The organism is Streptomyces sp. bgisy159, assembly GCF_057707805.1.
The window spans coordinates 44,545-69,859 of sequence record NZ_JBYIQX010000006.1 but is presented as its reverse complement, the minus strand read 5'-3'; the positions used below and the strand labels follow the sequence as shown (position 1 = coordinate 69,859).

The 25,315-nt window shown below is 73.6% G+C and carries 26 protein-coding genes; 15 read left to right on the top strand and 11 right to left on the bottom strand.

Translation table 11 applies throughout. From position 1 onward, the window contains the following. Positions 1–24: 24 nt before the first annotated feature. The gene (locus AC3ET3_RS08570) at positions 25–1,164 is read right to left on the bottom strand and encodes an aminoglycoside phosphotransferase family protein (RefSeq protein WP_432157373.1); all 1,140 of its coding nucleotides are present in this window, start codon (positions 1,162–1,164) and stop codon (positions 25–27) included. Between the two features lie 269 nt (positions 1,165–1,433). Here AC3ET3_RS08570 and AC3ET3_RS08565 point away from each other — a divergent pair, with 269 nt between their 5' ends. Then, positions 1,434–2,927, top strand: coding sequence for a DNA-binding protein NsdB (locus AC3ET3_RS08565; RefSeq protein WP_432157374.1), 1,494 nt, complete (start codon positions 1,434–1,436; stop codon positions 2,925–2,927). A 24-nt stretch (positions 2,928–2,951) separates the two neighbouring features. Here the strand turns inward: AC3ET3_RS08565 and AC3ET3_RS08560 are convergent, their stop codons facing one another. Together AC3ET3_RS08560 and AC3ET3_RS08555 are read right to left on the bottom strand one after the other, a co-directional pair. Further along, positions 2,952–4,400: a PP2C family protein-serine/threonine phosphatase gene (locus tag AC3ET3_RS08560; protein ID WP_435611924.1), complete on the bottom strand. Its 1,449-nt coding sequence runs from the start codon at positions 4,398–4,400 to the stop codon at positions 2,952–2,954. A gap of 301 nt (positions 4,401–4,701) precedes the next feature. Next, on the bottom strand, positions 4,702–5,733 hold the full coding sequence (locus tag AC3ET3_RS08555) for a Gfo/Idh/MocA family protein (RefSeq protein WP_432157376.1): 1,032 nt from the start codon (positions 5,731–5,733) through the stop codon (positions 4,702–4,704). A gap of 146 nt (positions 5,734–5,879) precedes the next feature. On the opposite strand from AC3ET3_RS08555, the gene AC3ET3_RS08550 reads away from it, so the two are divergent. Beyond that, positions 5,880–6,653, top strand: coding sequence for an alpha/beta fold hydrolase (locus AC3ET3_RS08550; RefSeq protein WP_432138036.1), 774 nt, complete (start codon positions 5,880–5,882; stop codon positions 6,651–6,653). Between the two features lie 16 nt (positions 6,654–6,669). Here AC3ET3_RS08550 and AC3ET3_RS08545 read toward each other — a convergent pair whose 3' ends face one another. Next, positions 6,670–8,304: an alpha/beta fold hydrolase gene (locus AC3ET3_RS08545; protein ID WP_435611923.1), complete on the bottom strand. Its 1,635-nt coding sequence runs from the start codon at positions 8,302–8,304 to the stop codon at positions 6,670–6,672. 197 nt (positions 8,305–8,501) lie between these two features. Between AC3ET3_RS08545 and AC3ET3_RS08540 the strand changes: the two genes are divergently transcribed. Continuing rightward, a complete protein-coding gene (locus AC3ET3_RS08540; RefSeq protein ID WP_432138038.1) occupies positions 8,502–9,278 on the top strand; it encodes a GNAT family N-acetyltransferase in 777 nt (258 codons plus the stop codon). An 81-nt stretch (positions 9,279–9,359) separates the two neighbouring features. On the opposite strand, the gene AC3ET3_RS08535 is transcribed toward AC3ET3_RS08540, so the two are convergent. Further along, the gene (locus AC3ET3_RS08535) at positions 9,360–9,800 is read right to left on the bottom strand and encodes an SPW repeat protein (RefSeq protein WP_432138039.1); all 441 of its coding nucleotides are present in this window, start codon (positions 9,798–9,800) and stop codon (positions 9,360–9,362) included. 144 nt (positions 9,801–9,944) lie between these two features. Next, positions 9,945–10,640 carry a type 1 glutamine amidotransferase domain-containing protein gene (locus AC3ET3_RS08530; RefSeq protein ID WP_435611922.1) on the bottom strand — a complete coding sequence of 232 codons (696 nt, stop codon included), beginning with the start codon at positions 10,638–10,640 and terminating at the stop codon, positions 9,945–9,947. Positions 10,641–10,736: 96 nt separating this feature from the next. Here AC3ET3_RS08530 and AC3ET3_RS08525 point away from each other — a divergent pair, with 96 nt between their 5' ends. The 5 genes from AC3ET3_RS08525 to AC3ET3_RS08505 all read left to right on the top strand — a co-directional run bounded on the left by AC3ET3_RS08525 (position 10,737) and on the right by AC3ET3_RS08505 (position 13,917). Next, positions 10,737–11,648, top strand: coding sequence for a LysR family transcriptional regulator (locus AC3ET3_RS08525; protein WP_435611921.1), 912 nt, complete (start codon positions 10,737–10,739; stop codon positions 11,646–11,648). 103 nt (positions 11,649–11,751) lie between these two features. Then, complete coding sequence (locus AC3ET3_RS08520) at positions 11,752–11,919, top strand: hypothetical protein (RefSeq protein ID WP_432138042.1); 168 nt, start codon at positions 11,752–11,754, stop codon at positions 11,917–11,919. Between the two features lie 401 nt (positions 11,920–12,320). Continuing rightward, on the top strand, positions 12,321–12,485 hold the full coding sequence (locus AC3ET3_RS08515; protein WP_432138043.1) for a hypothetical protein: 165 nt from the start codon (positions 12,321–12,323) through the stop codon (positions 12,483–12,485). Further along, positions 12,482–13,054: a sigma-70 family RNA polymerase sigma factor gene (locus tag AC3ET3_RS08510; RefSeq protein ID WP_432138044.1), complete on the top strand. Its 573-nt coding sequence runs from the start codon at positions 12,482–12,484 to the stop codon at positions 13,052–13,054. The genes AC3ET3_RS08515 and AC3ET3_RS08510 overlap by 4 nt, the downstream gene beginning before the upstream one ends. Further along, the gene (locus tag AC3ET3_RS08505; protein WP_432157378.1) at positions 13,051–13,917 is read left to right on the top strand and encodes a hypothetical protein; all 867 of its coding nucleotides are present in this window, start codon (positions 13,051–13,053) and stop codon (positions 13,915–13,917) included. The genes AC3ET3_RS08510 and AC3ET3_RS08505 overlap by 4 nt, the downstream gene beginning before the upstream one ends. Positions 13,918–14,095: 178 nt before the next feature. Here AC3ET3_RS08505 and sph read toward each other — a convergent pair whose 3' ends face one another. Further along, entirely contained in the window at positions 14,096–15,121 is a 1,026-nt protein-coding gene (gene sph / locus AC3ET3_RS08500) for a sphingomyelin phosphodiesterase (RefSeq protein ID WP_432138046.1), read from the bottom strand. Positions 15,122–15,541: 420 nt separating this feature from the next. Between sph and AC3ET3_RS08495 the strand changes: the two genes are divergently transcribed. Beyond that, the gene (locus tag AC3ET3_RS08495) at positions 15,542–15,925 is read left to right on the top strand and encodes a VOC family protein (protein ID WP_432138047.1); all 384 of its coding nucleotides are present in this window, start codon (positions 15,542–15,544) and stop codon (positions 15,923–15,925) included. Between the two features lie 66 nt (positions 15,926–15,991). Next, positions 15,992–17,071, top strand: a complete 1,080-nt coding sequence (locus tag AC3ET3_RS08490) for an adenosine deaminase (protein WP_432157379.1) — start codon at positions 15,992–15,994, stop codon at positions 17,069–17,071. Here the strand turns inward: AC3ET3_RS08490 and AC3ET3_RS08485 are convergent. Both AC3ET3_RS08485 and AC3ET3_RS08480 read right to left on the bottom strand, forming a co-directional pair. After that, complete coding sequence (locus AC3ET3_RS08485; protein WP_432138049.1) at positions 17,053–17,568, bottom strand: mycothiol transferase; 516 nt, start codon at positions 17,566–17,568, stop codon at positions 17,053–17,055. The genes AC3ET3_RS08490 and AC3ET3_RS08485 overlap by 19 nt on opposite strands. 25 nt (positions 17,569–17,593) lie before the next feature. Continuing rightward, positions 17,594–18,478: a LysR family transcriptional regulator gene (locus AC3ET3_RS08480; protein ID WP_432138050.1), complete on the bottom strand. Its 885-nt coding sequence runs from the start codon at positions 18,476–18,478 to the stop codon at positions 17,594–17,596. 115 nt (positions 18,479–18,593) lie between these two features. Here AC3ET3_RS08480 and mgrA point away from each other — a divergent pair, with 115 nt between their 5' ends. Further along, positions 18,594–19,586, top strand: coding sequence for an L-glyceraldehyde 3-phosphate reductase (gene mgrA / locus AC3ET3_RS08475; RefSeq protein WP_435611920.1), 993 nt, complete (start codon positions 18,594–18,596; stop codon positions 19,584–19,586). Here mgrA and AC3ET3_RS08470 read toward each other — a convergent pair. Continuing rightward, entirely contained in the window at positions 19,576–19,866 is a 291-nt protein-coding gene (locus tag AC3ET3_RS08470) for a DUF1905 domain-containing protein (protein WP_432138052.1), read from the bottom strand. The genes mgrA and AC3ET3_RS08470 overlap by 11 nt on opposite strands. Before the next feature lie 81 nt (positions 19,867–19,947). Further along, positions 19,948–20,331: a nuclear transport factor 2 family protein gene (locus AC3ET3_RS08465; RefSeq protein ID WP_432138053.1), complete on the bottom strand. Its 384-nt coding sequence runs from the start codon at positions 20,329–20,331 to the stop codon at positions 19,948–19,950. Positions 20,332–20,639: 308 nt separating this feature from the next. On the opposite strand from AC3ET3_RS08465, the gene AC3ET3_RS08460 reads away from it, so the two are divergent. From AC3ET3_RS08460 to AC3ET3_RS08445, 4 genes are all read left to right on the top strand, one after another. Further along, positions 20,640–21,050 (top strand): hypothetical protein, encoded by a 411-nt coding sequence (locus AC3ET3_RS08460; RefSeq protein WP_432138054.1) that lies wholly within the window; start codon positions 20,640–20,642, stop codon positions 21,048–21,050. A 63-nt stretch (positions 21,051–21,113) separates the two neighbouring features. Further along, positions 21,114–23,462, top strand: coding sequence for an FHA domain-containing protein (locus AC3ET3_RS08455; protein ID WP_432157381.1), 2,349 nt, complete (start codon positions 21,114–21,116; stop codon positions 23,460–23,462). A gap of 7 nt (positions 23,463–23,469) precedes the next feature. Beyond that, positions 23,470–24,135, top strand: coding sequence for a hypothetical protein (locus tag AC3ET3_RS08450; protein WP_432138056.1), 666 nt, complete (start codon positions 23,470–23,472; stop codon positions 24,133–24,135). After that, a complete protein-coding gene (locus AC3ET3_RS08445) occupies positions 24,125–25,123 on the top strand; it encodes a serine/threonine-protein kinase (protein WP_432157383.1) in 999 nt (332 codons plus the stop codon). Before AC3ET3_RS08450 ends, AC3ET3_RS08445 begins: the two co-directional genes overlap by 11 nt. The last annotated feature ends 192 nt before the right edge of the window (positions 25,124–25,315 follow it).

The window sequence follows — 25,315 nt, the reverse complement described above, 5'->3', positions numbered from 1 at the left end:
GTGCGCCGAGGACCTCCGCTCCCCTCAGCGAGTGCCGACCGCCGCGCGCACGGCCCGACGGGCCAGCTGGCAGTCGTCGTGCAGCCGCCGCAGCAGCAGCCGCTGTTCCTCGCCGGACGGCGCGGCGCCCGGGTGGGCCGACCCCGGGGCCGTCGGGGCCGCGTCGTGCATCGAACGCTGCACGGCCGTCTCGTAGGTGCGGATCTCCCGGGTCAGCACCAGCATCAGGTTCACCAGGAAGGCGTCGCGCGAGGCCGGGCCCGCCGACTGCGCGATCTGGCTGATCTGACGGCGCGCCACCGCGGCGTCACCGAGCACCGACCACAGCACCGCCAGGTCGTACCCCGGCAGGTACCAGCCCGCGTGCTCCCAGTCGACCAGTACGGGACCGGCCGGTGACATCAGGAGGTTCGCCAGCAGGGCGTCGCCGTGGCAGAACTGGCCCATGCCCTGGCGGCCCGCGCTCGCCGCGATACCGCGCAGCAGCTTCTGCAGGTCGCCGAGGTCCCGGTCGGTGAGCAGCCCCAGCTCGTGGTAGCGGGCGATCCGGGCCGCGTAGTCCAGCGGCGCGTCGAAGGTGCCCGCCGGCGGCCGCCAGGCGTTGAGCCGGCAGATCGCGCCGAGCGCCGCCCGGATGTCCGCGCGCGGCGGGGCCTCGACGGGGTGGCGCTGGAGCGCCGCCGGCCGTCCCGCCATCCGCTCCACGACGAGCGTGCAGTGGTCCGGATCCGCCGCGATCAGTCTCGGTACCCGCACCGGGGGGCGGTGCCGGACGAACGTGCGGTACGCCGCTATCTCGTGCCCGAACCGCTCGACCCACGCGGGGGAGTGGTCCAGTAAACACTTGGCGACGGCCGTGCTGCGTCCGGTCGTGCCGACCAGCAGCACCGAGCGGCCGCTGCGGCGCATCACCTGGACCGGCGCGAACTCCGGGCAGATGCGGTGCACCGACGCGATCGCCGTGCGCAGCTGTGCGCCCTGCGGGCCCGACAGGTCGATCCTCCCGCTGAGCGGCTGCGGGCCGAGCCCCGGAGCGCGCAGGGGACGGCCGGCGCCGAGCACGGAGCCCGCCGTCCGCACGGTCGGGTCGAGGTAGGGGCCGCCGCCCTGACGGGGGCGCAGCGGCCGGGGCGGTGCGGACACGGAGGACGATGCTGCGTACATGGGCGAAACAGATCCCTTCGTGTGCCTGCGACGACGTTGCGCGGCCCGGCCCGGTCTCCCGGGTGCACCCTGGGGAATGCACCGGCCGTACTGCCTGTACCGCGAGCTGTACCGCGAGGAGGGCGACCGGGTCGGGGTGGCGCGTTCCTACCTGACACCCGATGGCCCGTGGCACACCATCTAGCGCACCCTGGCGAAGCCTGGCGAATAGTCGCCCGGCAACTCTCCCGGGGCTACTGTCAACTCAGCCGAGAACCTGGGGGCTTGACGTGAGCGGAGAACCAAACACCCGACTTTCGGACCTGTTCGGCCTGACCGGCTGGTCCAAGGGCGAACTCGCGAGGCTGGTCAACAAGCAGGCGGCGGCCATGGGCCACCCCCAGCTGGCGACCGACACCTCTCGGGTGCGGCGGTGGATCGACACGGGAGAGATCCCGCGCGACCCGGTGCCGCGGGTGCTGGCGGTTCTGTTCACCGAGCGTCTCGGCCGTGTCGTGACCATCGAGGACCTTGGTCTGGTCCGGCACGGGCGTACGGGGAAACGGCAGGGCGGCGGGAGCGTGGAGCATCCCGACGGTGTGCCGTGGGCGCCCGAGCGGACCGCCGCGGTCCTCACCGAATTCACGGGAATGGACCTCATGCTCAACCGACGCGGCTTGGTGGGCGCGGGTGCCGCGCTCGCCGCGGGACCAGCACTCAGCAACGCCATGTACGACTGGCTGCACACCGACCCCACCCTCTCCGCCGACGCACCCGTCCTCGACCACCCCCTGGGCGCCGATCCCGCCGGCTTCGACCGCTACGAGGCCGCTCCCGTCGGAACGGAGGAGATCGAGGAGCTGGAACGCTCGGTCGAGGTGTTCCGTGCCTGGGACGCCGCCCGTGGCGGGGGACTCCAGCGCAAGGCCGTGGTGGGCCAGCTCAACGAGGTGGGCGGCATGCTCGCCTATCGCCACCCCCACCATCTGCAGCGCCGCCTGTGGGGCGTCGCCGCCAACCTCGCCGTGCTCGCGGGCTGGATGTCGCACGACGTCGGCCTGGAGCCCACGGCCCAGAAGTACTTCCTCATCGCCGCCCACGCGGCCCGGGAGGGCGGCGACCGTCCGCGCGCCGGTGAGGCCCTGTCCCGCGCCGCCCGGCAGATGGTGCACCTGGGCCGGCCCGACGAGGCCCTGGACCTGATGAAACTCGCCCAGTCCGGTTCCGGCGAGGCGGTGCTGCCGCGCACCAAGGCCATGTTCCACACCATCGAGGCCTGGGCGCAGGCGTCGATGGGCAAGGGGCAGGCCATGCGCCGCACCCTGGGACAGGCCGAGGACCTGTTCGTCTCCGACCGGGGCGACGTGGCGCCGCCCAGCTGGATGCAGCTGTTCAACGAGGCGGACCTGTACGGCATGCAGGCCCTGTCCTACCGCACGCTCGCGGAGTTCGAACCCGGCGCCGCCGTCCACGCCCGGTACTACGCGGAGAAGGCCCTCGCCCTGCGTGTGGACGCCCAGGAGCGGTCGAAGATCTTCGACTTCCTCTCCATGGCCTCGGCCTGCTTCATCGCCGACGACCCCGAGCAGGCCGACAGCTTCGCCCGGCTGGCCCTGGTGTCGATGGGGCAGAACTCCTCGCGCCGCACCTGGGACCGGCTCCGCCAGATGTACCGGCTGACCGCGGAGTACGCCGACTATCCGCGGGTCAGCGAACTGCGCGAGCAGATCCGGGTCGCACTGCCCAGGGCGAGGGGGGGCAAGGGCGGCACCGCGCAGGCGTGAGCGCCGGCCGGCCGGCGGGGAGGGTCAGGACGTCACCCGTGCGACGAGCACGCAGGCGTCGTCCTGGCGCTCGGCCGCGCCGAACTCCTTCACCACCAGGCGCACGCAGTCCGCGGCGTCGCGCGCCTCGTCGAGGCGCGCGGCCAGCGCGAGGAGGCGGCCCGTTCCGGCCGCGCCCGCGTCGCCGGCCCGGCCCGGGTCACCGGTCACCAGCCCGTCGGTGTGCAGCAGCAGCAGGTCGCCCTCGCGCAGGATCTCCTCGGCGTGGCCGTAGGAGCCACCGGGGGCGGCGCCCAGCAGCGCTCCCCGCGGCGTGTCCAGCCGGCGTCCCGTCCCGTCCCGGAACAGCAGCGGGGCGGGGTGTCCGGCCTGAGCCCATGTCAGGGTGCGCTTCCCGGGGCGGTACTGACAGCACAGGGCGCTGGCGAGGGCCGGCCGGCCGGTGGCCTCCAGCATCTGGTTGAGCAGTGTCATCAGCGGGCCGGGCCGGGTGCCGGCCATCGCCATGCCGCGCAGCGCGCCCAGCAGCATGGCCATGGACGAGGTGACGGTGGGGCCGTGTCCGGTGAGGTCTCCGACGCTCAACAGCGTCGCCCCGCCGGGCAGTTCCAGCGCGTCGTACCAGTCGCCGCCGATCATCGAGCCGCTCGCGGCGGGCAGATAGCGGCCGGCGACGTCGAGTGGCCCGGGCTCGCCGTGCGGGAGCCGCAGGGCACCGCGCCACGGGGGCAGCACGGCTTCCTGCGCCTCCACCGCGACCCGGTGCTCGGTCTGCGCGCGGTCGTGGTGGCGCTGGAGCGAGTCGAGGGTCTCGCTGACCGTCCGCTCGCTGCGCCGCAGGGCGCTCACGTCCCGCAGCACCGCCCACATGGCGGCGGTGCCGCCGTCCGCGTCGAGTACGGGTTCGCCCATCATGTGCACGGTGCGGACCTCGCCGTCGGGACGCGCCACCCGGAACTCCCCGTCGATGGGGCGGCCGTCGACGAGACAGCCGGTGACCATCGCCGTCAGCTTCGGCCGGTCCTCCTCCGGTACGACGGAGGGCAGTTCGTCCAGGGTGAGCGGAGGTGCGGCCGGGTCTCGGCCCAGGATCCGGTAGAGCTCGGCGGACCACACGGCCTCGTCGGTCAGCAGGTTCCACTCCGCGCTGCCGACCCGGCTGAGCAGGGAGCCGCGCCAGGGGCCGGCCGCCGCGGCGGCGCGGGGGAGCGCGGCGCCGTCGGCGGCCGGCGGGGTCGGCGGCCCCTCCCGCAACTGCGCCAAGTGGGCGTCCAGGTCGTCGAGCTGATGGAGCGCCAGGTCGCACAGGGCGCGCTGCCAGCGGTCCCCGGGGTCCGACCCGTCGCCGCCGGCGTCCCGTCGCACGGCGTCCACGTCGCCCTTGAGTCGCCGCGTCTGCGATATCAGCGCGTCGACCGAGCCGCCGCCGGGCGGCTGGGCGGCTGGGCGGTCCGCGGACAAGTGGGACGGCATGACGCACTCCGGTGTGAGGGGTTCCCCCGGCTCGACCAGGGTCGAGGGCGGGAAGGTGCGGCGGGGCGGACGGAAGGGCCGTTACGACTGTTGCACAGCCCGCGACGCCGTGTAAGGGATTCGGCCACACACGATACGGTGATGCGTCGGGCATATGCCAGAGTCTTCGCGGACCGTCCCCACCCCGCCTCCCGCGTACCCCGGGGCCCGGCCAAGTCGTAGGAGACGTACGTGACTTGAGGGGCGCGTGAGGGGCGCACCCCGGCGGCCCGGTCTGGCGTTCGGAGAGCGAACGAGTCCGCTACCGCACCGCGGCGCCGGGCGTGTAGAGCGCCGGACGCGGCGCGAGGGAGACCGCCGCGCGGGTGCCCCCGGTCAGGGAGCGCACCCCGGCCTCGGCGACCACCGAGGCGGCGTAGCCGTCCCAGGCGGTGGGACCGGTCACGCGGCCCCGCCGGGCGGCGTCGACCCACGCCCGCACCTCACGGTCGTAGGCGTCCCGGAACCGCACCAGGTAGTCCCGCGGCACCTCCCGCCCGGCGAGGCCGCCCGTGCTCACCAGCGGCCCCGGCTCCTCGCCGACGCGGACGCCGCCCGCCTCGCACACCGCCTCGCACCGCACCTCGTAGCCGAAGCCGCAGTTGACGAAGACCTCGACGTCGACGAGGGCGCCCCCGTCGGTCTCCAGCAGCACGAACTGCGGGTCGTGCAGCCCCGCCGGCGCGCCGGAGGAGGCGCGGGGCCGTACCACGGTCACCGCGGTCACCTCCTGCCCGAGCAGCCAGCGGGCCGCGTCGATCTCGTGCGACAGCGAGCTCTCGATCAGCATGGCGCTGGTGAAGCCGGGCGGCGAGGAGACGTTGCGGTGGACGCAGTGCAGCATCAGCGGCCGGCCCAGCCGCCCCTCGTCCAGCACCCGCTTGAGGCCCTGGTACTCGCTGTCGTAGCGCCGCATGAACCCGATCTGCGCGAGCCGCCGCCCCAGCCGCGCCTCCGCCTCCACCACGCGCAGCGCCCCGGCGGAGTCCGGGACCATGGGCTTCTCGCACAGCACCGGCAGGCCGCGGGCGAAGGCCGCCAGCAGCGCCTCCTCGTGCGCCTGGCCGGGGGAGGCGATCAGCACCGCCTCGACGCCGGGCGCGTCCAGCGCGGCCTCGGTCTCCGTGTGCACGGTGACGCCGTCGATACCGGCGACGGCCTCCGCGGCCCGGTCGGCGTCCGGGTCGGCCACCGCGGCCACCCTGGCGCCGCTCACCACCCGGTCGATACGTCGTATGTGGTCGGCCCCCATGTGGCCGGCCCCCAGCACCGCGACACCCAGCAGCTTCGACACGATCCGTCGGCTCCTCTCCCTGGACGGCCCCCAGCGTTTCACGGCCGGCCGGGACCCGCGGAACGCTGGCCGAGGCCCCCCGCGGCCGGTTACCGTACGCGTCAGTAACCTCAGTGACCGGCAGCAGCACACCGCAGGAGGCCCCCATGCCGCAGCTCGACGTCGCCGGAGCGACACTGGCGTACGACGACGAGGGCCCGCGCGACGGCGGCGGGCTGCCCCTGGTCCTGGTGCACGGCTGGACGGCGAACCGGCACCGCTGGGACCACCAGCTCGCCCACTTCGCCGAACGGCGCCGCGTGGTGCGGCTGGACCTGCGCGGTCACGGCGAGAGCACCGGGGCCGGGGTGCGCACCGTCGACGAGCTGGCCCGGGACGTCCTCGCCCTCCTCGACCACCTCAAGATCGAGCGGTTCGTGATCGTCGGCCACTCGATGGGCGGGATGATCGCGCAGACCATCGCCCTCGCCCACCCGGAACGGGTCGACCGCATGGTGCTGGTCAACTCCATCGGGCGGATGGCCTACAGCCGGCCCCGCGCCCTGCTGATGGCCGCCTCCACCCTCGCCCCCTTCAAGCTGTTCGTCGCCGCCAACATCCAGCGGGCCTTCGCCCCCGGCTACCCCCGCGCGGAGATCCGGCGGTACGTCAAGGAGTCCGCCGGCACCCCGCGCGAGGTGGTCATGACCCTCTACGGCGCCATGCGCGCCTTCGACGTCCTGGACCGGGCCGGCGAGATCACCGCACCCACCCTGATGATCCACGGCTACCACGACATCCAGCTGCCGCCGCAGCAGATGCTCAGGATGGCCAAGGCCTACCCGGACGCCACGGTCCGCGTCCTCGACGCCGGTCATGAGCTGCCCGTCGAGAAGCCGGCCGAGCTGACGGCCGCCCTCGACGCTTTCATCACCGGCTGAGGCCGGCGGCGCCCGGTCACTCCTGAGGGTCGGCCCCGCAGGAGCTGCCGTCCGGCGGCAGCGACCCGTAGAGCAGGAAGTCGTCCACCTTGCGGTGCACGCACCGGGACGTCCCGTAACCGGTGTGCCCCTCGCCCTTGTTGTCCAGCACGACGGCCGACGACCCGAGCCGTTCGGCCGTCTCCACGGTCCAGCGGTACGGCGTGGCCGGATCGCCCCGGGTGCCGACCAGCAGCATCTTCGGGGTGTCGACGTCCTTGACCGCCTGCCGGACGAAGTCGGTGCCCGGGGGGCGGCCGTAGCACATCAGCACCTGGGCGAGGCGGTAGCGCCCGAACACCGGGGACGCCGCCTCGTACCGGGCGCGCAGCCGGCGCAGGTCCGCCGCGATCCGCTCGGCGCCGGGCCGGTCCGGGTCGTCCGCGCAGTTGATCGCCATCAGCGCCGCCGGGAGGTTGTCCACGGGGACGTCCTCCGGGTCGACCAGCGCGCCCGGCGTCTGTGTTGCGCCGTCCCCGGGCTCGGGATCCTCCTCGTCCGGCGCGGCCCGGTTCGCGAGGGGGGCCGTGACGCCGCCCGTCGCGAAGTCCAGCACCCCGCTGGTGTCGCCCTCCTCCACCAGCCGGGCCAGGGCCCGCTGCAGGGACGGCCACCACTGCCTGCTGTAGAGCCCCTGCCCGAGTGCGGCGACCAGGTCCTGACCGGTGAACGGCTCTCCGAAGCCGGTCGGCACGGGATCCTCGTCCAGCGACCGCACCAGCCGTACGACGGCCTCGCGGGCGGAGCGCGGATCCGTCCCGAACGGGCAGGCGATGTCCTCGGTGCACCAGGTGACGAAGTCGTCCAGGGCCCTCTGCTGTCCCGCCGCGCCCGCGAGGCCCTGCTCGGCCAGCGGTTCGGTCAGGGTGTCCACGCCGTCCAGCGCCAGCCGGCCCACCCGCTCGGGGAACTGGGCCGCGTACACCGCGCCGAGTCGGGTGCCGTAGGAGAAGCCGAGGTAGTTCAGCTTCTCGTCGCCGAGGGCCGCGCGGATCACGTCGAGGTCGCGGGCGGCGTGCACGGTGCCGATGTACGGCAGCACCGGCCCCGAGTGCTCCGCGCACGCGGCGGCAGCCTTCTTGAGCCGCTCAAGCACGGCACGCGGGTCGGAGAGGTCCACGGCGGCGTCGTCGAGGGTGGCAAGGCCCTCCTCCTCTCCCTCGCCGCAGCTGACGGGTGAGGAGCGGCCGACGCCGCGCGGGTCGAAGGACACCACGTCGTAGTGGTCGGTGAGTTCCATGAACTCCTTGCCGCCGTAGGCGAGCCCGGGCACCCCGGCACCGCCGGGGCCGCCGAAGTTCAGCACCACCGAGCCCCGCTTCTCGCCGGTGGCGCGGTAGCGGGCCAGCGCCAGGTCCAGGGTGCCGGACTCCGGGTGGGCGTGGTCGAGGGGAACGGTCACCCTCGCGCACTGCAGGTCGTCGGGCGTCTCCAGTCCCACGCACCGGGACCAGGCGATCTTCTGGTCGTAGAAGCGGGCGAGCCCGGACGGGCGGTCGCCGTCCCGGCCGGAGAAGGCCGCGGGCAGTCCGGCGCCGAGCAGGGTCAGCGCGGCGGCCGCGGCACACGCGCAGCGCAGGGGTGCGGTGCGCGTCGACAGCATGGCCAGCATCAGTGCCTCCCAGGGCGCCCCGCCGTCGCTCGGGAACCGGCGCCCCGGAACACGATAGGCGGCCCGCGGCCCGTCCGCCTCCGGGCGTGCGGGGGCGCCGGCGGCCCCGTACCCTGCGGGTTCGCGGCGGCCGGGCACCATGGCGGCGGGGGCGAATTCCTTTGAGGGAACGGGGCGCGGGTGGTGAGGTGTCCCCCATGGACCATGCCGCTGTGCTCGCCCGCTACGACCGGGACATGCGCGAGGAAGCCCACCCCGACGGCCCCGGCGCCCGCGTCGAACGGACCGGGGGCGTAGTTCGCCAGACCGCCCCCGGCGGCGGATGGAACGGCGTCCTGTGGTCGGGACTCGACGAGACGGACGCCGACGCCGCCATCGCCGCGCAGATCGCGTACTTCGGGGGGCTCGGCCGGGAGTTCGAGTGGAAGGTGTACGGCCACGACCGGCCGGCCGACCTCGGCCGGCGGCTGACGGCGGCCGGCTTCGCAGCCGAGCCCGAGGAGACGCTGATGATCGGCGAGACCGCGATGCTCCCCCTCGACACCGAGCCGCCCGAGGGGGTACGGATCGTCCCCGTGACCGACCGGGCCGGGGTGGACCTCATGGTCGAGACGCACGAGAGGGTCTTCGGCAGGGACGGGTCCCGGCTGCGGGAACAGCTCCTGAACCGGCTCGCCGGCGCCCCGCGGACCCTGGTCGCCCTGGTCGCCCTCGCCGGGGACGCCCCGGTCAGCTCAGCGCGGATGGAACTGGTGCCCGGCGCCCGGTTCGCCGGCCTGTGGGGCGGCGGTACCGTCCCGGGCTGGCGTGGCCGGGGCGTCTACCGGGCGCTCGTCGCGCACCGCGCCCGGATCGCCGCCCAGCGCGGCTACCCCTACCTCCAGGTCGACGCCTCCGACCGGAGCCGGCCCGTCCTCGGACGCCTCGGCTTCGCGGCGCTGAGCACGACGACGCCGTACGTCCACCGCCCCTAGTGCCGAGCGGGACGTGGACGGCCGGCCCGCGGGGGAGCGGGCCGGCCGGGGTGGAGAACGGTGCCGCGAGGGGGCGTGCGGTTACGGCTGGGCAGTGGTCTTCGCCGCCGTGCCGGCGCACATCAGCCCCAGGACCACCGCCAGGGCGCCGATGATGATGTTGTTCAGCGCGACGCCGGTGTCCGGGCTGTCGCCCACGACCCACGGAGCGATGATCATCCACACGCCGACCGCGCACATGGCCCAGCTCAGCCCGTACATGCGCTCGGGGGCGCGGGTGAAGCCGAGGGCCAGCAGGGCGATGGCGATGCCGACGACGAGGTTGTGGGTCACCAGCGGGGGCTGGCTGGTCGTGTAGTGGAGGATCCACGGGGACACGGCGCAGTACAGACCGAGCAGGAACACCGGTCCGTCCACGAGTGCCACGTCGCGGCCGCCGAGCATGCGGGCGTACCGTTCCCGCATTTCGTAGGTGTCGGGGTGAGTGGACATGTCACCCCGGGTGCGCGAGACGTCGGCCATGACTCGTCTCCTTCGACTGGCAGGCCACCGCCGCCTGCAGTGACGTACGGCAAATGCCGTGCATGTCTTATTTTGCTCTTATTTCCCTTTTATGTGTAGAGGTCGGGCGTGTGCGGCTCGGCAGATCCGCACACGCAAACCCGTTCAGCCGAGCCGCTGCAGCAACCCGTCCGCCACCGCGGCCGACGAAGCCGGGTTCTGCCCGGTGATCAGGGTGCGGTCGACGACCACGTGCGGGGCCCACTCCGGGCCGACCCGCACCTCGACGCCCGCCTCGGTCAGCCGGTCCTCCAGCAGCCACTTCGCCCGCGGGGCCAGACCGCCCTGGATCTCCTCGGCGTTGCTGAACGCCGTCACCCGGTACCCCGCGAACGCGTTGGAGCCGTCCTGCGCCACCGCCGCGAGCAGGGCGGCCGGGCCATGGCAGACCACACCCAGCGGCACGCCGGAGTCCAGCGCGGCCGTCAGCAGCCGGCCCGAGTCGGCGTCGACGGCCAGGTCCTCCATGGGGCCGTGCCCGCCCGGGTAGAAGACGGCCGCGTAGTCGGCGAGGTCCACGGCCGACAGGGGCAGCGGGTGCTTCAGCTCGGTCATCGAGGCCAGCTCGCGGGCCACCCGGTCCGCCCCCTCCGCCCCGCCGTTGACCTCGGGGGCCAGGCTCGCCCGGTCCACGACGGGCACGACCCCGCCCGGGGTGGCCACGACGACCTCGTGACCGGCGTCCTTGAACGCCCGGTAGGGGGTGACCGCCTCCTCCGCCCAGAAGCCGGTGGGGTGCTCGGTGCCGTCGTCCAGCGTCCAGTGGTCGGCGCCGGTCATCACGAAGAGAATCTTGCTCATGGCCCCGAGCCAACCACGCACAACCCACGGAAAACCAATGGAAACCCCGATGCCCGGCATAGGGAAACCTATGGCCGCAGGGGCGATACTGGGCGTGTGGACGGACCCGCGAACATCGATCTGAACCTGCTGCGCACCTTCCTCGCGGTCCACCGCTCCGGCTCCTTCACCGGAGCCTCACGGCTGCTGGGGCTGTCGCAGCCGACGGTCACCACCCAGATGCGCGCGCTGGAGCGGCAGACCGGCCGCGAGCTGTTCCAGCGGCTCCCGCGCGGCGTCGCCCCCACGGCCGTCGCCGACGAACTCGCCGCGCGCGTGGCCGGGCCCCTGGACGACCTCGCGGCGGTGGCGGGCCCCGGGCCGGCCCCGGACGGCCGGCCCGCCGACCCCGTCCACCTGGCCGGCCCCGCCGAACTGCTGGCCGTCCGGGTCCTGCCCGCCCTGGCCCCGCTGGCCGCCGAAGGGGTACGGCTGCGGGTGGCCACCGGCCTGACCGACCCCCTCCTGGAGGAACTGCGGGCAGGGCGCCACGACCTGGTCATCGCCACGACCCGGCCGCGCGGCCGGACGCTGTCGGCCACCGCGCTGATGGACGAGGAGTTCGTGCTGGTCGCCGCCCCCGTGTGGGCCGAGAGGATCAGCGGGAGGCCGGCAGCGCAGGGACCCACTGCGCTCCACGGGGTGCCGCTGGTCAGCTACGCGGAGGACCTGCCCATCGCCCGGCGCTACTGGCGGCACGTCTTCGGCCGGCGGTTGACCCTTCCGGCCGCCGTGACCGTCCCCGACCTGCGCGCGGTGCGCTCGGCGCTCGTCGCCGGCGCGGGGTTCAGCGTTCTCCCGCGCTATCTCTGCCACGCCGAGCTCGCCTCGGGCGCGCTCGTCGCGCTGCACGAGCCGGAGGACCCGCCGATCAACACCGGGTTCCTCGTCCAGCGCCCCGGCGCCGCCGACAACCCGGACGTCCCCCGGGTGCGCGCCGCGCTGCTGCGCGCCGCACGCGCCTGGTAGTGAGCTTCCGTCGACCGACATGTCCGTGCCGATCCCGGGCACGCGAAAGGAGAGGGCCGCCGGCACGGGCCGGTGGCCGCGGACCAGGGGAGGTGGCGCCGCCATGCGCACCAAGGTGATGCGGCGGTTCCCGGCGGGGGCTCCGCGCGGCTCGTGGCCGGCCGAGGAATACGCGGCGGCCCTGCGGGCCGAGGGCAAGCCCGCGACGGTGGTGATGGACCTCAAGCAGGACGCGTTCCTCGTCGTCGTGCCGGTGCGCAGGGACAAGTGAGCCGAGGCGAGGGACCGGCAGGGGACTGCCCCGGCAGACCGTAGCCACCCGGGGCTGTCGTGCGCCCCGGGACTGCCTTGCGCGCTCGGGAGCACAGCCGCGCCCGCCCTCTCCGGAAGCATGTCCGTGCCTGCCCGGTACCGACGGACGCCGCGGATCCGGCCGGGAACGGGCGCATTCGGTCGCCCAACCGGCCGCAGAATCACGCTTGTTAGTCCACAACGGCACCGGTGTTAGTCCGGAACGACACACTCCGTAGTCCGAACCGACCAAATACACCCGGCTTTCGAACCGGGCATGCACGAAAAACCGTCGGCGGACGCCGTTGAGGCAGAAGGTGTAACCGTCGCCTTCCGGGGCTGCCGCGCCCCGACCAGCCAACGGAGAGGACCGAAGGGTCCGTGAACGACCAGTTCGTACAGCTCGCCCGGGACGGGGCGCTGGCCCTGCTCGCCCTGCGGGTCTTCGGCCCCGGCGCCGTAGCCCTCGCGCGCCGGGTCGTCGCCGCCCTGGTGCGGGTGGGCGTCCGGGAGATGGACCACCGGCTGCCGGGAGGCGACCGGTGACCCAGGAGGAATCGAGACTGAGCCCGGCCGGCCGCCCCCGGGCACCCGAGAAACTGCCTCTGGACTTCGCCGCCTTCCACCAGATGCACCGGCCCCGCTACGTCCGCGAGGCCGAACGCTGCCTGCGCTGCCGCGCCGACGCCGAGGAGGCCGTCGACGAGGCGTTCGTCCAGCTCGCCCGCGACTGGCGGCAGACCCTGCGCACCGAGAACCCCGCCGCCTACGCCTGGCGGGTGGTCAGGAATCGCATCATCGACCACGCCCGCGCCCGCGGCCGGCGCCCCACCCTGATGGACACCGCGGTCTTCGAGACGGTCACGCTGCAGGGCGCCGAGGACGCCTTCGAGGTGATCGAGCAGAATCTGCGCCTGTTCCGCGCCATATCCACCCTGCCCGAGCGCCAGCGCGACGTCATCCGGCTGCGCTACTGCGAGGGCTACAGCACCGCCGACGTGGCCTTCCACCTCGGCATCACCGAGGCGGGCGTACGCTCCACCGAGCGCTACGCCAAACGCCGGCTGAAGGAGATCTACGCATCGTGCGCCGAGGAGGAGGCGGAGCGCTCATGACCCACGACACCGTGAGCGATGTGGACACCCTGCTCGCCGGGGCCCGGCTGGTACCCACCGCCCCCTACACCCGCTCCGATATCGAGGCGGCCGAGGCCCGTATCGCCGCCCGGGTCGCCGCCCACGGCGACGAACCCTTGGCCGGCCCCGCCAACCGGCCCGCCCCGCGGGGCCTTCGGCCCGCGCAGCCCCACCCGGCGGCCCGCGACCTGCGCGCGCTGTGCGAGGCGCTGCTGCTGCGCCCCGGCGCCCTGCGCGGACTGGGCGCCTTCCTCGGCAGCTGCCTGCCCGAACCCTCCGGCGCCCGCGTCCTCGGCGCCCTGCTCCACCTGGCCGGTTGCGAGGACAGCGCCCGCTTCTGGTGGCAGTACGGCGCCGGCGGCTCCGACACCGTCTCCTCGTACTGCCTCTACCTCCACCACCGCTCCCTGGGGGAGGACCAGGAGGCCGACTGGTGGCTGCGCCACACCGACATCACCCCCGCCACCCTCAACCGCGAGGCCACCGAGGTGGAGATCGCCACCGCCCTGCACGTGCTGCGCGGGCTGCGGCGCGGCGGACGGGGGCTGCCCCGGACGCTGCGGTCGCTGGTGGAGTACGTACCGGCCGTGATCGGCTTCGTCGACGACGACCTCGAACTGCCCCTGCCGGACGGCGACCTCACCGGCCTCCTCGACCAGGTCTGCGGCCGGGGACCGGACCACGACCCCGAGCGGCGGCCCGGCACCCGCCCCGGCGACCTGCCCGAGCGCAAGGAGCCCGGCGTACACACCGTGTCGACCGCCTCCCCGCCCGCGCCCCGCCCGTGGAGCCGTGACGTCCAGGAGGCGCTGCGCAAGTGCGAGGAGACGATGGCCTGTTGAGAGTCGTCGCGGTGGGCGTGGGTGAGACTGCGCGGTGCGTACGAAGCGGCCACCGCACCGACGACCTGGCGGCCGACGCCCTTCCCCCGACCATCGACGCCCTTACCCCGACCGCTGAGGCCCTACGCCCGACCGCTGACGAACCGCGCCGGCTCGACGAAGTGCCCGAGCGGGTGGGTCAACCCGCCAGACCTGCCACCGGGTAGTGGTCGGAGAGGTTGGTGTAGGTGTAGTCCGTGCCCCAACTGGACACCGTCCAGGGCGCCGACTCCTCCCGCACGACGTCGTTCTTCCACACGGCCGGCCGTATGTGCCCCGCGCGGTGCAGGACATGGTCCAGGTCCTCGCGCGGGTCGTCCGGGTACCGGTACCGGGCGACGGAGTTCTCGGCGGTGTCGAAGGAGTACGGGTGCCCGGTGCGCGTGTCGGCCCCCACCAGCCCGGCCGCGGCCAGCATCGAGGCGTACTCGGGCGAGCGGGAGTCGACGTTGAGATCGCCGGCGACCAGCACCTGCTCGTCCGACGGGATGTCCTTGGCGTCCAGGAAGGCGTCGATCGCCGCGAACTGCCGGCCGCGCGTCGCCGCCGCCTCCCCGGCGGCGCACCCGGGGTCGGTGGACTGCGCGTGTGTGCCGACGACGTGCACCCGGCTGCCGTTCACGTCCAGCACCACGTACGCGAAGCCCTTGTTGGACCACCAGTCGGCGCCGCAGGCATCCTTGTAGACGTACTGTTCCCTGTGCAGGACGGGCCACTTGCTGAGTACGGTCACACCGCCGTCCTCCGGTGTCAGCGCGGAGTACGCCCCGCCGGTGGCGTCCCAGCCGTCCCTGCTGCGTCCCACCACGGGCGTCTGGTACGGGTACTCCCCGGCGGCCGCGCGCTTCAGCGCGTCCGAGGAGGAGTTGTCGAACGCCTCCTGCAGTACCACCACGTCGTTCCCGTGGAAGAAGGGCGCCTTCGGGATCTGCGCCGCCCGGTGGTCCTGCCCCCAGTTGGGGTACAGGCTCTTGCTCATCAGGAACACGTTGTACGTCAGCACCCGTACCGGTACGACCGGTTCGGCGGCCTCAGCGGGTGCCGCACCGGTGAACGGCACGGCGGACAGAGTGAGGGCCAGCACGACGGTGCCCCGGGTGCGGCGCGGTGCGGTGAGCGTCACCGGATCTCCCTGAGGGTGAGGAGGACTGAGCGGCGCAGACATCAAAGCACCGGTAATTACTGACAGGTAACCCCCGCGTCGCGGTGGACGATCCGCCTCGTGAACAACGCCCGCCCTTGCGTCCCGCCGGCCGACTCGGCCCGGTCGGCAACCACTGCTGTGTGCCGTCCCGCCGGAACGGCAACGGGGCCGGCCGGGGCGGCCCGCGGCCCCCGGGCGTGGCGGCCCCCCGGCCGACGTCCCGTTCCCGGCGGCCCGGCCGCCCCTGCACGCGGCCTCGTTCCGGCAGGTTGCCTCCACGCCGGTCTCCCCGCCCGCTGCCGTAGCCCCCGCCCGACCGCGCGCCTCGCCCCCGCCGTCGACCTCGTCCTTCCTCCGTCCCGGGCCTCCCCGAGGAGACTGGCGTATCGCACGTTTTACGTATAACCTCTTCTGCTGATCAGCCCTCCCGGAAAGGCCCCGATGAGACGCGTCGCCCTGGTCACCCTCGTCGTCGACGACTACGACGAGGCGATCCGCTTCTACACCGAAGCCCTCGGGTTCCGGCTCGTCGAGGACGCCCCGCGTCCGGACGGCTCGCGCTGGGTCGTCGTCGCGGCCGACGACGGCAGCGCCCTGCTGCTGGCCCGCGCCAAGGGCGGGACGCAGCGGGCCCGGATCGGCGACCAGACCGGCGGGCGTGTCGGCTTCTTCCTGCACACCGACGACTTCGCCCGCGACCATGGCCGGATGCTGGCCGCCGGCGTCACCTTCCTGGAGGAGCCGCGCCACGAGCCCTACGGCTCGGTGGCCGTCTTCCAGGACCTCTACGGCAACCGCTGGGACCTGCTCCAGCCCGCCGGCTGACCCCTTTCCCGTCACCCCGTCCCTCCCCCGCTCGCCCGGACCGCCCCGCTCAAGGAAAGACCCGCCATGACTGCTACGCGCGTAGACGCCGACCTGATCCGACGCCTCCCCAAGGCCGTCCTGCACGACCACCTCGACGGCGGCCTGCGCCCGGCCACCGTGGTCGAACTGGCCGAGGCGGTCGGGCACACCCTGCCCACCACCGACCCCGACGAACTGGCCGCCTGGTACTTCGAGGCCGCCAACTCCGGCGACCTGGTCCGCTACATCGCCACCTTCGAGCACACCCTCGCCGTGATGCAGACCCGCGAGGGCCTGCTGCGCACCGCCGAGGAGTACGTCCTCGACCTCGCGGCCGACGGCGTGGTCTACGGCGAGGTCCGCTACGCGCCCGAGCTGAACACCGCCGGCGGCCTGAGCCTCGCCGAGGTCGTGGAGACCGTGCAGGAGGGCCTCGCCGCCGGCATGGCGAAGGCGGCCGCCGCCGGGACCCCGGTCCGGGTCGGCACCCTGCTGTGCGGCATGCGCATGTTCGACCGGGTGCGCGAGGCCGCCGACCTGGCCGTGGCCTTCCGTGACGCCGGTGTCGTGGGCTTCGACATCGCCGGCGCCGAGGCCGGCTTCCCGGCCGCCGACCACCTGGAGGCCTTCCAGTACCTGCGCCGCGAGAACGTGCCGTTCACCATCCACGCCGGTGAGGCCGACGGCCTGTCCAGCATCCACCAGGCCCTGCAGATCTGCGGAGCCCAGCGCATCGGTCACGGCGTCCGCATCACCGACGACATCCCCGACCTCGCGGCCGGCAAGCTCGGCCGGCTCGCCGGCTGGGTCCGCGACCGCCGGATCGCCCTGGAGATGTGCCCCACCTCCAACCTCCAGACCGGCGCCGCCACCTCCATAGCCGAACACCCGATCACCGCGCTGAAGGACCTCGGCTTCCGTGTCACCCTCAACACCGACAACCGTCTGGTGTCGGGCACGACGATGACCCGGGAGATGTCCCTGCTGGTCGAGGAGGCCGGCTGGGGCGTGGAGGACCTGCGCACCGTCACGGTGAACGCGCTCAAGAGCGCCTTCGTGCCGTTCGACGAGCGCAAGGCCCTCATCGAGGACGTCGTGCTGCCGGGCTACGCCGCCGCGCTCTGAAGCAGCCCGCGCACGTAGGCCGCCTGTCCGACGTGCTGCAGATCGTCGGACAGGACGCTCACCAGCCGCACACCGAGGGTGACCGGCGGATCCCAGCGCTCGTCCACGACGCGTTCGAGGTCCGCGGCGGTCACCGCGCGCAGCTGTCGCAGCGTGTGCTCCTGGACGGCGTCGTGGTAGCCGGTGAGCAGGTCGGGGGAGTCGACGCGCACCTTGGCCACCTTCGCCGCGCTGTGCCCGTAGCCGGTGTCCCGGCGCGGCAGGCCGAGCCCGAACCGCTTCTCCCAGTCCTCCGTCAGCCAGACCTGGTCCAGCCCGAAGGCGTCGGCGATGTGGTCGTCCTGCACCCGGGTGAGATGCCAGATCAGCCAGGCGATGGAATTGGTCTCGGTGGTGGGCCGGGCGTTGAGGTCCTCGGCGTCGAGACCCTCGACGGCCGCGTGGACCTCTTCCCGGACGCGGCCGTAGCCGTCGATGAGGATGTCCTTCGCATGCATGCGTCCACCATCGCGCAGCCGGCGGCTACGCGCCCCCGTTCTCCAGGACGTCCATCAGCGCGCGGGCTGCCGGGCTGAGGGCGGGGGCGGGCGGCAGCAGGGCGACCGTCTCGTAGGCCGCCTCGCCGATGCCCTTCAGCGGCAGCGCGGTGAGGGTGCGCCGTTTGTGACGGAAGTGGCGCGGGACGACCGCGATGCCCAGGTTCTCGTCGATCAGGTCCAGCAGGCTGTGCACGTCGTTGACCTCCAGTGCGACCGTGCGCCGCAGCCCGGCCGCGGCGAACGCGGCGTCGGCCGCCCGGCGCGGCCCCCAGTCGGGGTGGAAGTCCACGAACACCTCGCCCGCGATGTCCGCCGGGGTGAGTGCCGCCGCCGTGCCCGCCAGACGGTGACCGGGGTGGCACAGCACGTACATCGGCTCGGCCGCCAGCGGCACCGAGCGCAGCTGGTCGCCGTCGTCCTGGGTACGGTAGGCGAAGGCCAGGTCGAGCCGGCCGGCCGCGACCTCCTCGGCCAGCGTCCCCGAGCCGTACTGCCGCAGCCGGATCTCCACGTCCGGGTGCAGTCGGCGGAAGGCGGCCAGCAGCCGGGGCGGATGCACCCCGGCGATGCACTGCTCGGCGCCCACCGCCAGCGTCCCGCGCAGCACCCCCTGCACCGCGGCCACCGCCTCGTGTGCCGCCCGTACCTGGGCCAGGATGCGCTCCGCCTCGCCCAGCAGGGCGCGCCCCGCCTCGGTCAGCGTCACCCGGCGGGTGGTCCGGACGAACAGCGGCGCCCGCAGTTCCCGCTCCAGCGCCCGGATGGACGCCGACAGGCCCGACTGGGAGACCATCAGGCGTTCGGCGGCCCGGGTGAAGTGCTGGTCCTCGGCGACCGCGACGAAGTGCTGGAGGTGGCGCAGTTCCATGATTGAGCAGCGTAGCCGCTGAATTCCATCGGATTCTTCTGTTGGACCACTGCTCGCAGGCAGCGGAAGAGTGGGTACAGCTCGATCACTGTGTCCCACCCCTCATGGAGTCGCGTTGTACACCGCACACCCCGACCGCTACGCGGACATGCCCTACCGGCGCTCCGGACGCAGCGGCCTGAGACTGCCCGCGCTCTCGCTCGGCCTGTGGCACAACTTCGGCCCGGACCGGCCGGTCGAGACCCAGCGCGCCATCCTGCGCCGCGCGTTCGACCTCGGTGTCACCCACTTCGACCTGGCCAACAACTACGGTCCGCCGCCCGGCGCGGCCGAGTCCGCGTTCGGCGAGTTCCTGAAGGCCGACTTCGCCCGCTACCGCGACGAGCTGGTCATCTCCACCAAGGCCGGCTATCTGATGTGGCCGGGCCCGTACGGCGAGTGGGGCTCGCGCAAGTACCTGCTGTCGTCGCTGGACCAGAGCCTGCGGCGGATGGGCCTGGACTACGTCGACATCTTCTACTCGCACCGGCCCGACCCGGACACTCCGCTGGAGGAGACGATGGGCGCCCTGCACTCGGCGGTGCAGCAGGGCAAGGCGCTGTACGTCGGGGTCTCCAACTACTCGGCCGAGCAGACCCGCGAAGCCGCCCGCATCCTGGGCGAGCTGCGCACCCCGCTGCTGATCCACCAGCCGCGCTACTCGATGCTGGACCGGCGCCCCGAGACCGGCGGCCTGCTCGACGCGCTGGACGAGCTGCAGGTCGGCTCGATCGTCTTCTCCCCGCTGGAGCAGGGCCTGCTCACCTCCCGCTACCTCGACGGCATCCCCGAGGACTCCCGGGCGGCGAGCGACAGCCCCTTCCTGAACTCGGACGCCCTCACCGGTGACCTGGTGGCCCGGCTGCGCGCCCTGGACGAGATCGCCAAGGGGCGCGGGCAGACGCTGGCCCAGATGGCCCTGGCCTGGGTGCTGCGCGGCGGGCGGGTGACCTCGGCGCTGGTGGGCGCGAGCAGCGCCCGGCAGATCGAGGACAGCGTCGGCGCCCTGGACCGCCTCGACTTCGAGGACGCCGAGCTGGCCCGCATCGACGCGGTGGTCAACGGCTGAGCCGTTCGACGAGCCGGACGGTCACCCGGTCGCCCTCCTCCTTGCCGATCGCCCTGCGGACCTCGGCGCTGACGGGCAGCTTGTGGGTGCCGTCCCCGAGGGCCATGAACGAGCTGCGGAAGGGCTGCCCGTCGACGGTCCCGCGGACCTTGACCAGTCCGCGGGTGCCGAAGTACGCGACGGACTCCGGCCAGACGACATAGGTCCAGCCGCCCTTGCTCGGGCTCTTGACCAGGACCGCGGTGAATTCCGCGGTCAGTGCTCCACCGCTCGTGCCCATGATGTCCTCCGCTCGCTCCGGTGCCGGTCGGTTCCGATCGGTAGACCGGCGCGAGCGGGGGAACTCATCGCGGCGCGGCCGTCAGGCCCCGGCGGGCACCCGGTCGAGGAAGCCGAGGACCGAGGTGATCCGGTCCTCGGCGTCGAGCGTGATCACGTCGGACCCCGCCACCGGGGCGGACCCCGACGCCGCGTCGACCAGCTCCCAGGAGAAGCGGGCCGTGTCGTGGTGCCCGTCGACGGTGCCGGTCAGCCGGAACTCCAGGCCGGGGAACTGCGCCTGCGCCGCGGTGATCAGGGCGGTGATCTGCTCATGACCGCTGACGTCGGCCAGTGGGTCGGTGTAGCCGCCGTCCGCCGCCCACGCGACCGTGACAGCTTTGGCCAAAGCCTGCGGTTCGCGGGCGTTCCAGGCCTCGAAGTAACGGGCGACGGCGTTCTCGTAGCGTTCGGTCTGCGCGGACACGGGAAATCAGCCCCCATGGGGTCGTCGATGCAGGTCAGGTCCCGGATCGCGATGAGCGCCGACCCGGTGCGACCACTGTGCCGCGCGCGCCCGGCCCGGTCGATTACCTCCGGGGTCATGCCGACGACTCCTGACGCCCCGCCGGAATTCGGCCAGCGGCGCCCCGGAATATGCCAGGAGACTGGCCGGAAAGTCATGGTGACAGTGTTTTAGAAGTGAACATACTCGAACGACAGGGGCAGTTCACCACCCGGGAGCCGCAGGGAAGCGAGGCCCAGGCGCGCAAGCGATCGACGGGGGAGTGAGACGTGCACGACGAATTCCTGTGCCATGTCACCGCGTACGGTGTCTGCGACGGGCGGCGCATCGGCGTACCGCTCGGCACCTACCGGGCGCCCACGCTCGCGCTCGCCCTGTGGTGGCTGCGTGACCGGGCCTGCTGGATCGCCGAGCGGCTGGACCCGCAGCCCGGCGGCGCCCGCTACCCGGCCGGCGCGCTGGTGCCGGTCGCCGCGACCGTGCCCGACGTGCCGGGGATCCTGCGGTCCTGGTGCGCGGACGTCGCACGACAGGAACTCGTCGCCGACGAGCTGGCCGGCGGACGGCTGGTGCGGATCGCCGCCAGTGACGAGACCACCGAGTACGAACTGCTCGCCGAGTCCGTCGACGCGCTGCGGATGCAGCGCACCGTCCCGGCCCTGGTGGTGCCGGTCGCCTGACCCGTGAGGCTCCTCCGAACGGGTTATAAGGCGCTCATCGGCACAGGTCGATAGAATTCCGGCATGGCGGAGCGACCGGTCGCCTCGACGGCACCCGAACTGGTCCTGGAGACCGAGACGGGCGTCACGTTGATGACCCCGGGCCACGCCTACCGTCTCGGCCGCGACCCGCTCAGCGACATCGTCCTCGACGACACACGGGTCTCCTGGCACCATGCCGTGCTGCGGCCCTACGGCGACCACTGGGTGCTGTGCGACGAGCACAGCACCAACGGCACCTTCGCCGACGGCCACCGCATCCACGAGCGGGACGTCGGACCCGGCAGCGTCCTGCGGTTCGGCAACCCCTCCGACGGCCCCCGCGCCGTCCTCGTCGGCCGGGCCCCGCCGGCCCCGCACGCAGCGGAACGCCCCTCCGCCGTGGCGATGCCCGCCCTGACCGGCACCTTCCGCCGGCCCACCAGCGTCCGGCCGCTGCCCACCCGCACCGTGCGCATCGGCCGCGCCTTGGACAACGACCTGATCGTCGACGACCTCGTCGTCTCCCGCCACCACGCCGAACTGCGCGCCCTGCCCGACGGCAGCTACGAGATCGCCGACCTCGGCAGCCACAACGGCACCTACCTCAACGGCCGCCCGGTGGACCGCGCGCCCGTCGGACCCGACGACATCGTCGGCATCGGGCACTCCGCGTTCTGCCTGACCGGCGGACGGCTGCAGGAGTACGTCGACACCGGTGAGATCTCCCTCGACGTCCAGGAACTCACCGTCGCCGTCGACCACGGCCGCAAGACGCTGCTGGACCACGTGTCCTTCCCGGTGGGGCAGAAGTGCCTGCTCGCCGTGGTCGGGCCGAGCGGCGCCGGCAAGTCCACCCTCCTGAACGCCCTCACCGGCCAGCGCCCCGCCGACCACGGCACCGTCGTCTACGACGGCCGCGATCTCTACCACGACTACGCCGAGCTGCGCCAGCGCATCGGACTCGTCCCCCAGGACGACATCCTGCACTCCCAGCTCACCGTGCGCGCCGCCCTCTCCTACGCCGCCGAGCTGCGCTTCCCCCAGGACACCGCCCGGGTCGAACGCCGCGCCCGGGTCGCCGAGGTCATCGGCGAACTCGGTCTGGAGCAGCGCGCCGACCAGCCCGTGCACAGCCTCTCCGGCGGCCAGCGCAAACGCGTCAGCGTCGCCCTGGAACTGCTGACCAAACCCTCGCTGCTCTTCCTCGACGAGCCCACCTCCGGCCTCGACCCCGGCATGGACCGCTCGGTGATGCACATGCTGCGCGACCTCGCCGACGACGGCCGCACCGTCATCGTCGTCACCCACAGCGTCCTCAGCCTCGACGTCTGCGACCGGCTCCTGGTGCTCGCCCCCGGCGGCCGCATCGCCTACTACGGGCCGCCCGACGAGGCGCTCGGCTTCTTCGACTGCCCGCAGTGGCCCGAGGCCTTCGAGGCGTTCGAACGCGACCGAGACCGGGACTGGGCGGGGCAGTACCGCACCTCGGCACTGCACCGCCGGTACGTCGCCGACGCCACCGCGCAGCCCCGGCTGCCCCGGGAGGGGCCCCTGATCATTCCGCCGCCGCCCCGGCCGCGCGGCCGCCGCGCCCAGCTGGGCACGCTGGTGCGCCGCTACGCCGCCGCCCTGAGCGCCGACCGCACCTTCCTCGCCATCATGATCGCCCTGCCGTTCGTCATGGGCGCCATGGCCCGGGCCCTCGCCGGCGGCGAGCTCACCCGGGACACGGCGATGAACGCGCTGCTGATCCTGAGCGTCGGCGGGGTCCTCACCGGGGCCGCCAACGCCGTGCGCGAGCTGGTGAAGGAGCGGGTGATCTACCGGCGCGAACGCGCCGTCGGCCTGTCCAGATCGGCGTACCTGATGTCGAAGGTGGTGGTGCTCGGCACGGTGACCGTCGTCCAGGCCGTCGTCCTGACCCTGGTCGCCCTGCTCGGCGTCGAACTCGGCGCGCCCGGCGGCAAGGGGGTGCTGATGCCGCCCCTGGTCGAGATCACCGTCGCCGTCGCCCTCCTGGCGTTCACCGCGATGATGCTCGGCCTCGTCATCTCCGCCCTGGTCGGCAAGGAGGAGGTGACCATGCCGCTGCTGGTGCTGCTCGCCATCGTCCAGGTGGTCTTCTGCGGCGCGCTGCTGAAGCTGGACGGCGTCGTCGTACTGGAGCAGCTGGCGTGGCTGGTGCCCTCGCGCTGGGCACTGGGCGCGATGGCCGGCACCCTCGACCTGGCCCGCATCGTGCCCGGAGACCTGACCGCCGACCCGCTGTTCGAGCACTCGGCGGGCGTCTGGCTGCTCGACGTGGGCATGCTGGTGGTGCTCTCCGTGGTCTTCGGCCTGCTGGTCTCCCGGCTGCTGCGCCGGCAGGAGCCGGCCGTCATGCGGAAGTAGGCCCGACGTGACGCTCCCGATGTTCCGTCCCACTCACGTCGTCCCCGGCGACGGCATGGCCGCCTGGGAGGACCCCGACCCCGCCCGGCCCACCGTGCCCCTCGACCCGCTGCTGCCCGTACGGCTCGTCGAACGGCGCGGCGACTGGGGCCGGGCGCTGTGCGCCAACGGATGGTCCGCCTGGGTCGACGCCCGCCTGCTGGTCGCCCTACCGCAGGACCCGCCCACCACGGCCGGCGGCCCCCTCGCCCGCACCGCCGACCCGCGCCCGCTGCTCGCCCGCGCCGAACGGGTCCTGGCCGGCTACCGGGCGGCCGTGGAGGACCTCGCCTCCGGGGCGCTCGACGGTGAGTCCTTCCGCCACCGCACCCAGGGCCTGCGCATCGGGGTGGTCGTCGACGGTGAGTCGCTGTGGCTCTACGACGCCGAGCGCGGGCGGTGGCTCTACGCCGACGGCACCCGGCTGAGCACCTACGCGGCCGACGAGGCGCCGAGCGCGACCGCGCCCCCGGACACCACCGCGCCCCCGGACCCCACGCCCTCGGGCCCCTCGGCTCGCCCGGCGGCTCGCCCGGACGCCGCGCCGCCGACCGCCGTCGTGCCCCCGGAGGCCACCGCGCCCCCCGGTCGCGACCACGCCCCCACCCGGATCGTGAGCCCCGATGGCCCCTGACACCAGCCTCTTCTCCGGCCGGCCCGCCGAGCTGATCGGCCGCACGGTCGCCGGCTACCGCATCGAGAGCGAGATCGGCCGCGGTGGCATGGCCGTCGTCTACCGCGCCCACGACCTGCGCCTGGACCGCACGGTCGCGCTGAAGCTGCTCGCCCCCGAACTCGCCCGCAACGACACCTTCCGGCAGCGCTTCACCCACGAGTCCCGGACCGCCGCCGCCATCGACCACCCGCACATCGTGCCGGTCTTCGAGGCGGGCGAGACGGACGGCGTCCTGTACATCGCCATGCGCTACGTCGCCGGCAGCGACCTGCGCCACCTGCTGGACCGGCGGGGCCCGCTGGCGCCCGGTACCGCCCTGCGCATCACCGCCCAGGTCGCCTCCGCGCTGGACGCGGCCCACGAGCACGGGCTGGTCCACCGCGACGTGAAGCCCGGCAACATCCTGGTCGCCCGCGGCACCGACAGCGACCACCCCGAGCACGTCTACCTCACCGACTTCGGCCTGACGAAGAAGTCGCTGTCGCTGACCGGCTTCACCACCGTCGGCCAGTTCGTCGGCACGCTCGACTACGTGGCGCCCGAGCAGATCTCCGGCAAGCCGGTCGACGCGCGTTGCGACGTCTACGGCTTCGCCTGTGTCGTCCACGAGACCCTGGCCGGGCACCCGCCGTTCCGCCGCGACGACGACATGGCACTGCTGTGGGCCCACCAGTACGACGACCCGCCACCGCTGACCGAGGCGCGCCCCGACCTCGACCCCCACGTCGACGCGGTGTTCGCGCGGGCCCTGGCCAAGAGCCCCGACGACCGCCAGGACTCCTGCCTCGGCTTCGTCGCCGACCTCCGCGCCGCCCTGAGCGGCGGCCCCTCGGCCGGGCACCCGGCCACGGAGGTGGACCTGAGGGCCCTGCGACCGCCGACCCCTGGCCTGCCGGAGGCCCCGAAGCCGCCGCCGCGCTGGGCGGAACCGGTGATCGGCCTCTGACCGCGCGGATCGAACGGCTCGCCGGCCCGCGCCCGCTCCCGGTGTCCTCCCAGGGTGCCGCCTCCCGGGCGGGTGGTCGTCGGCCGTGCCCCGCCCACGACCACCGGGCGGCCTGACCGGTGGCGGGGCATCGCGGCGCAACGGCCGCGGCTCGGGACCGGCCGGGCGTGCCGCGGGCCGGAGCCTCGCCGG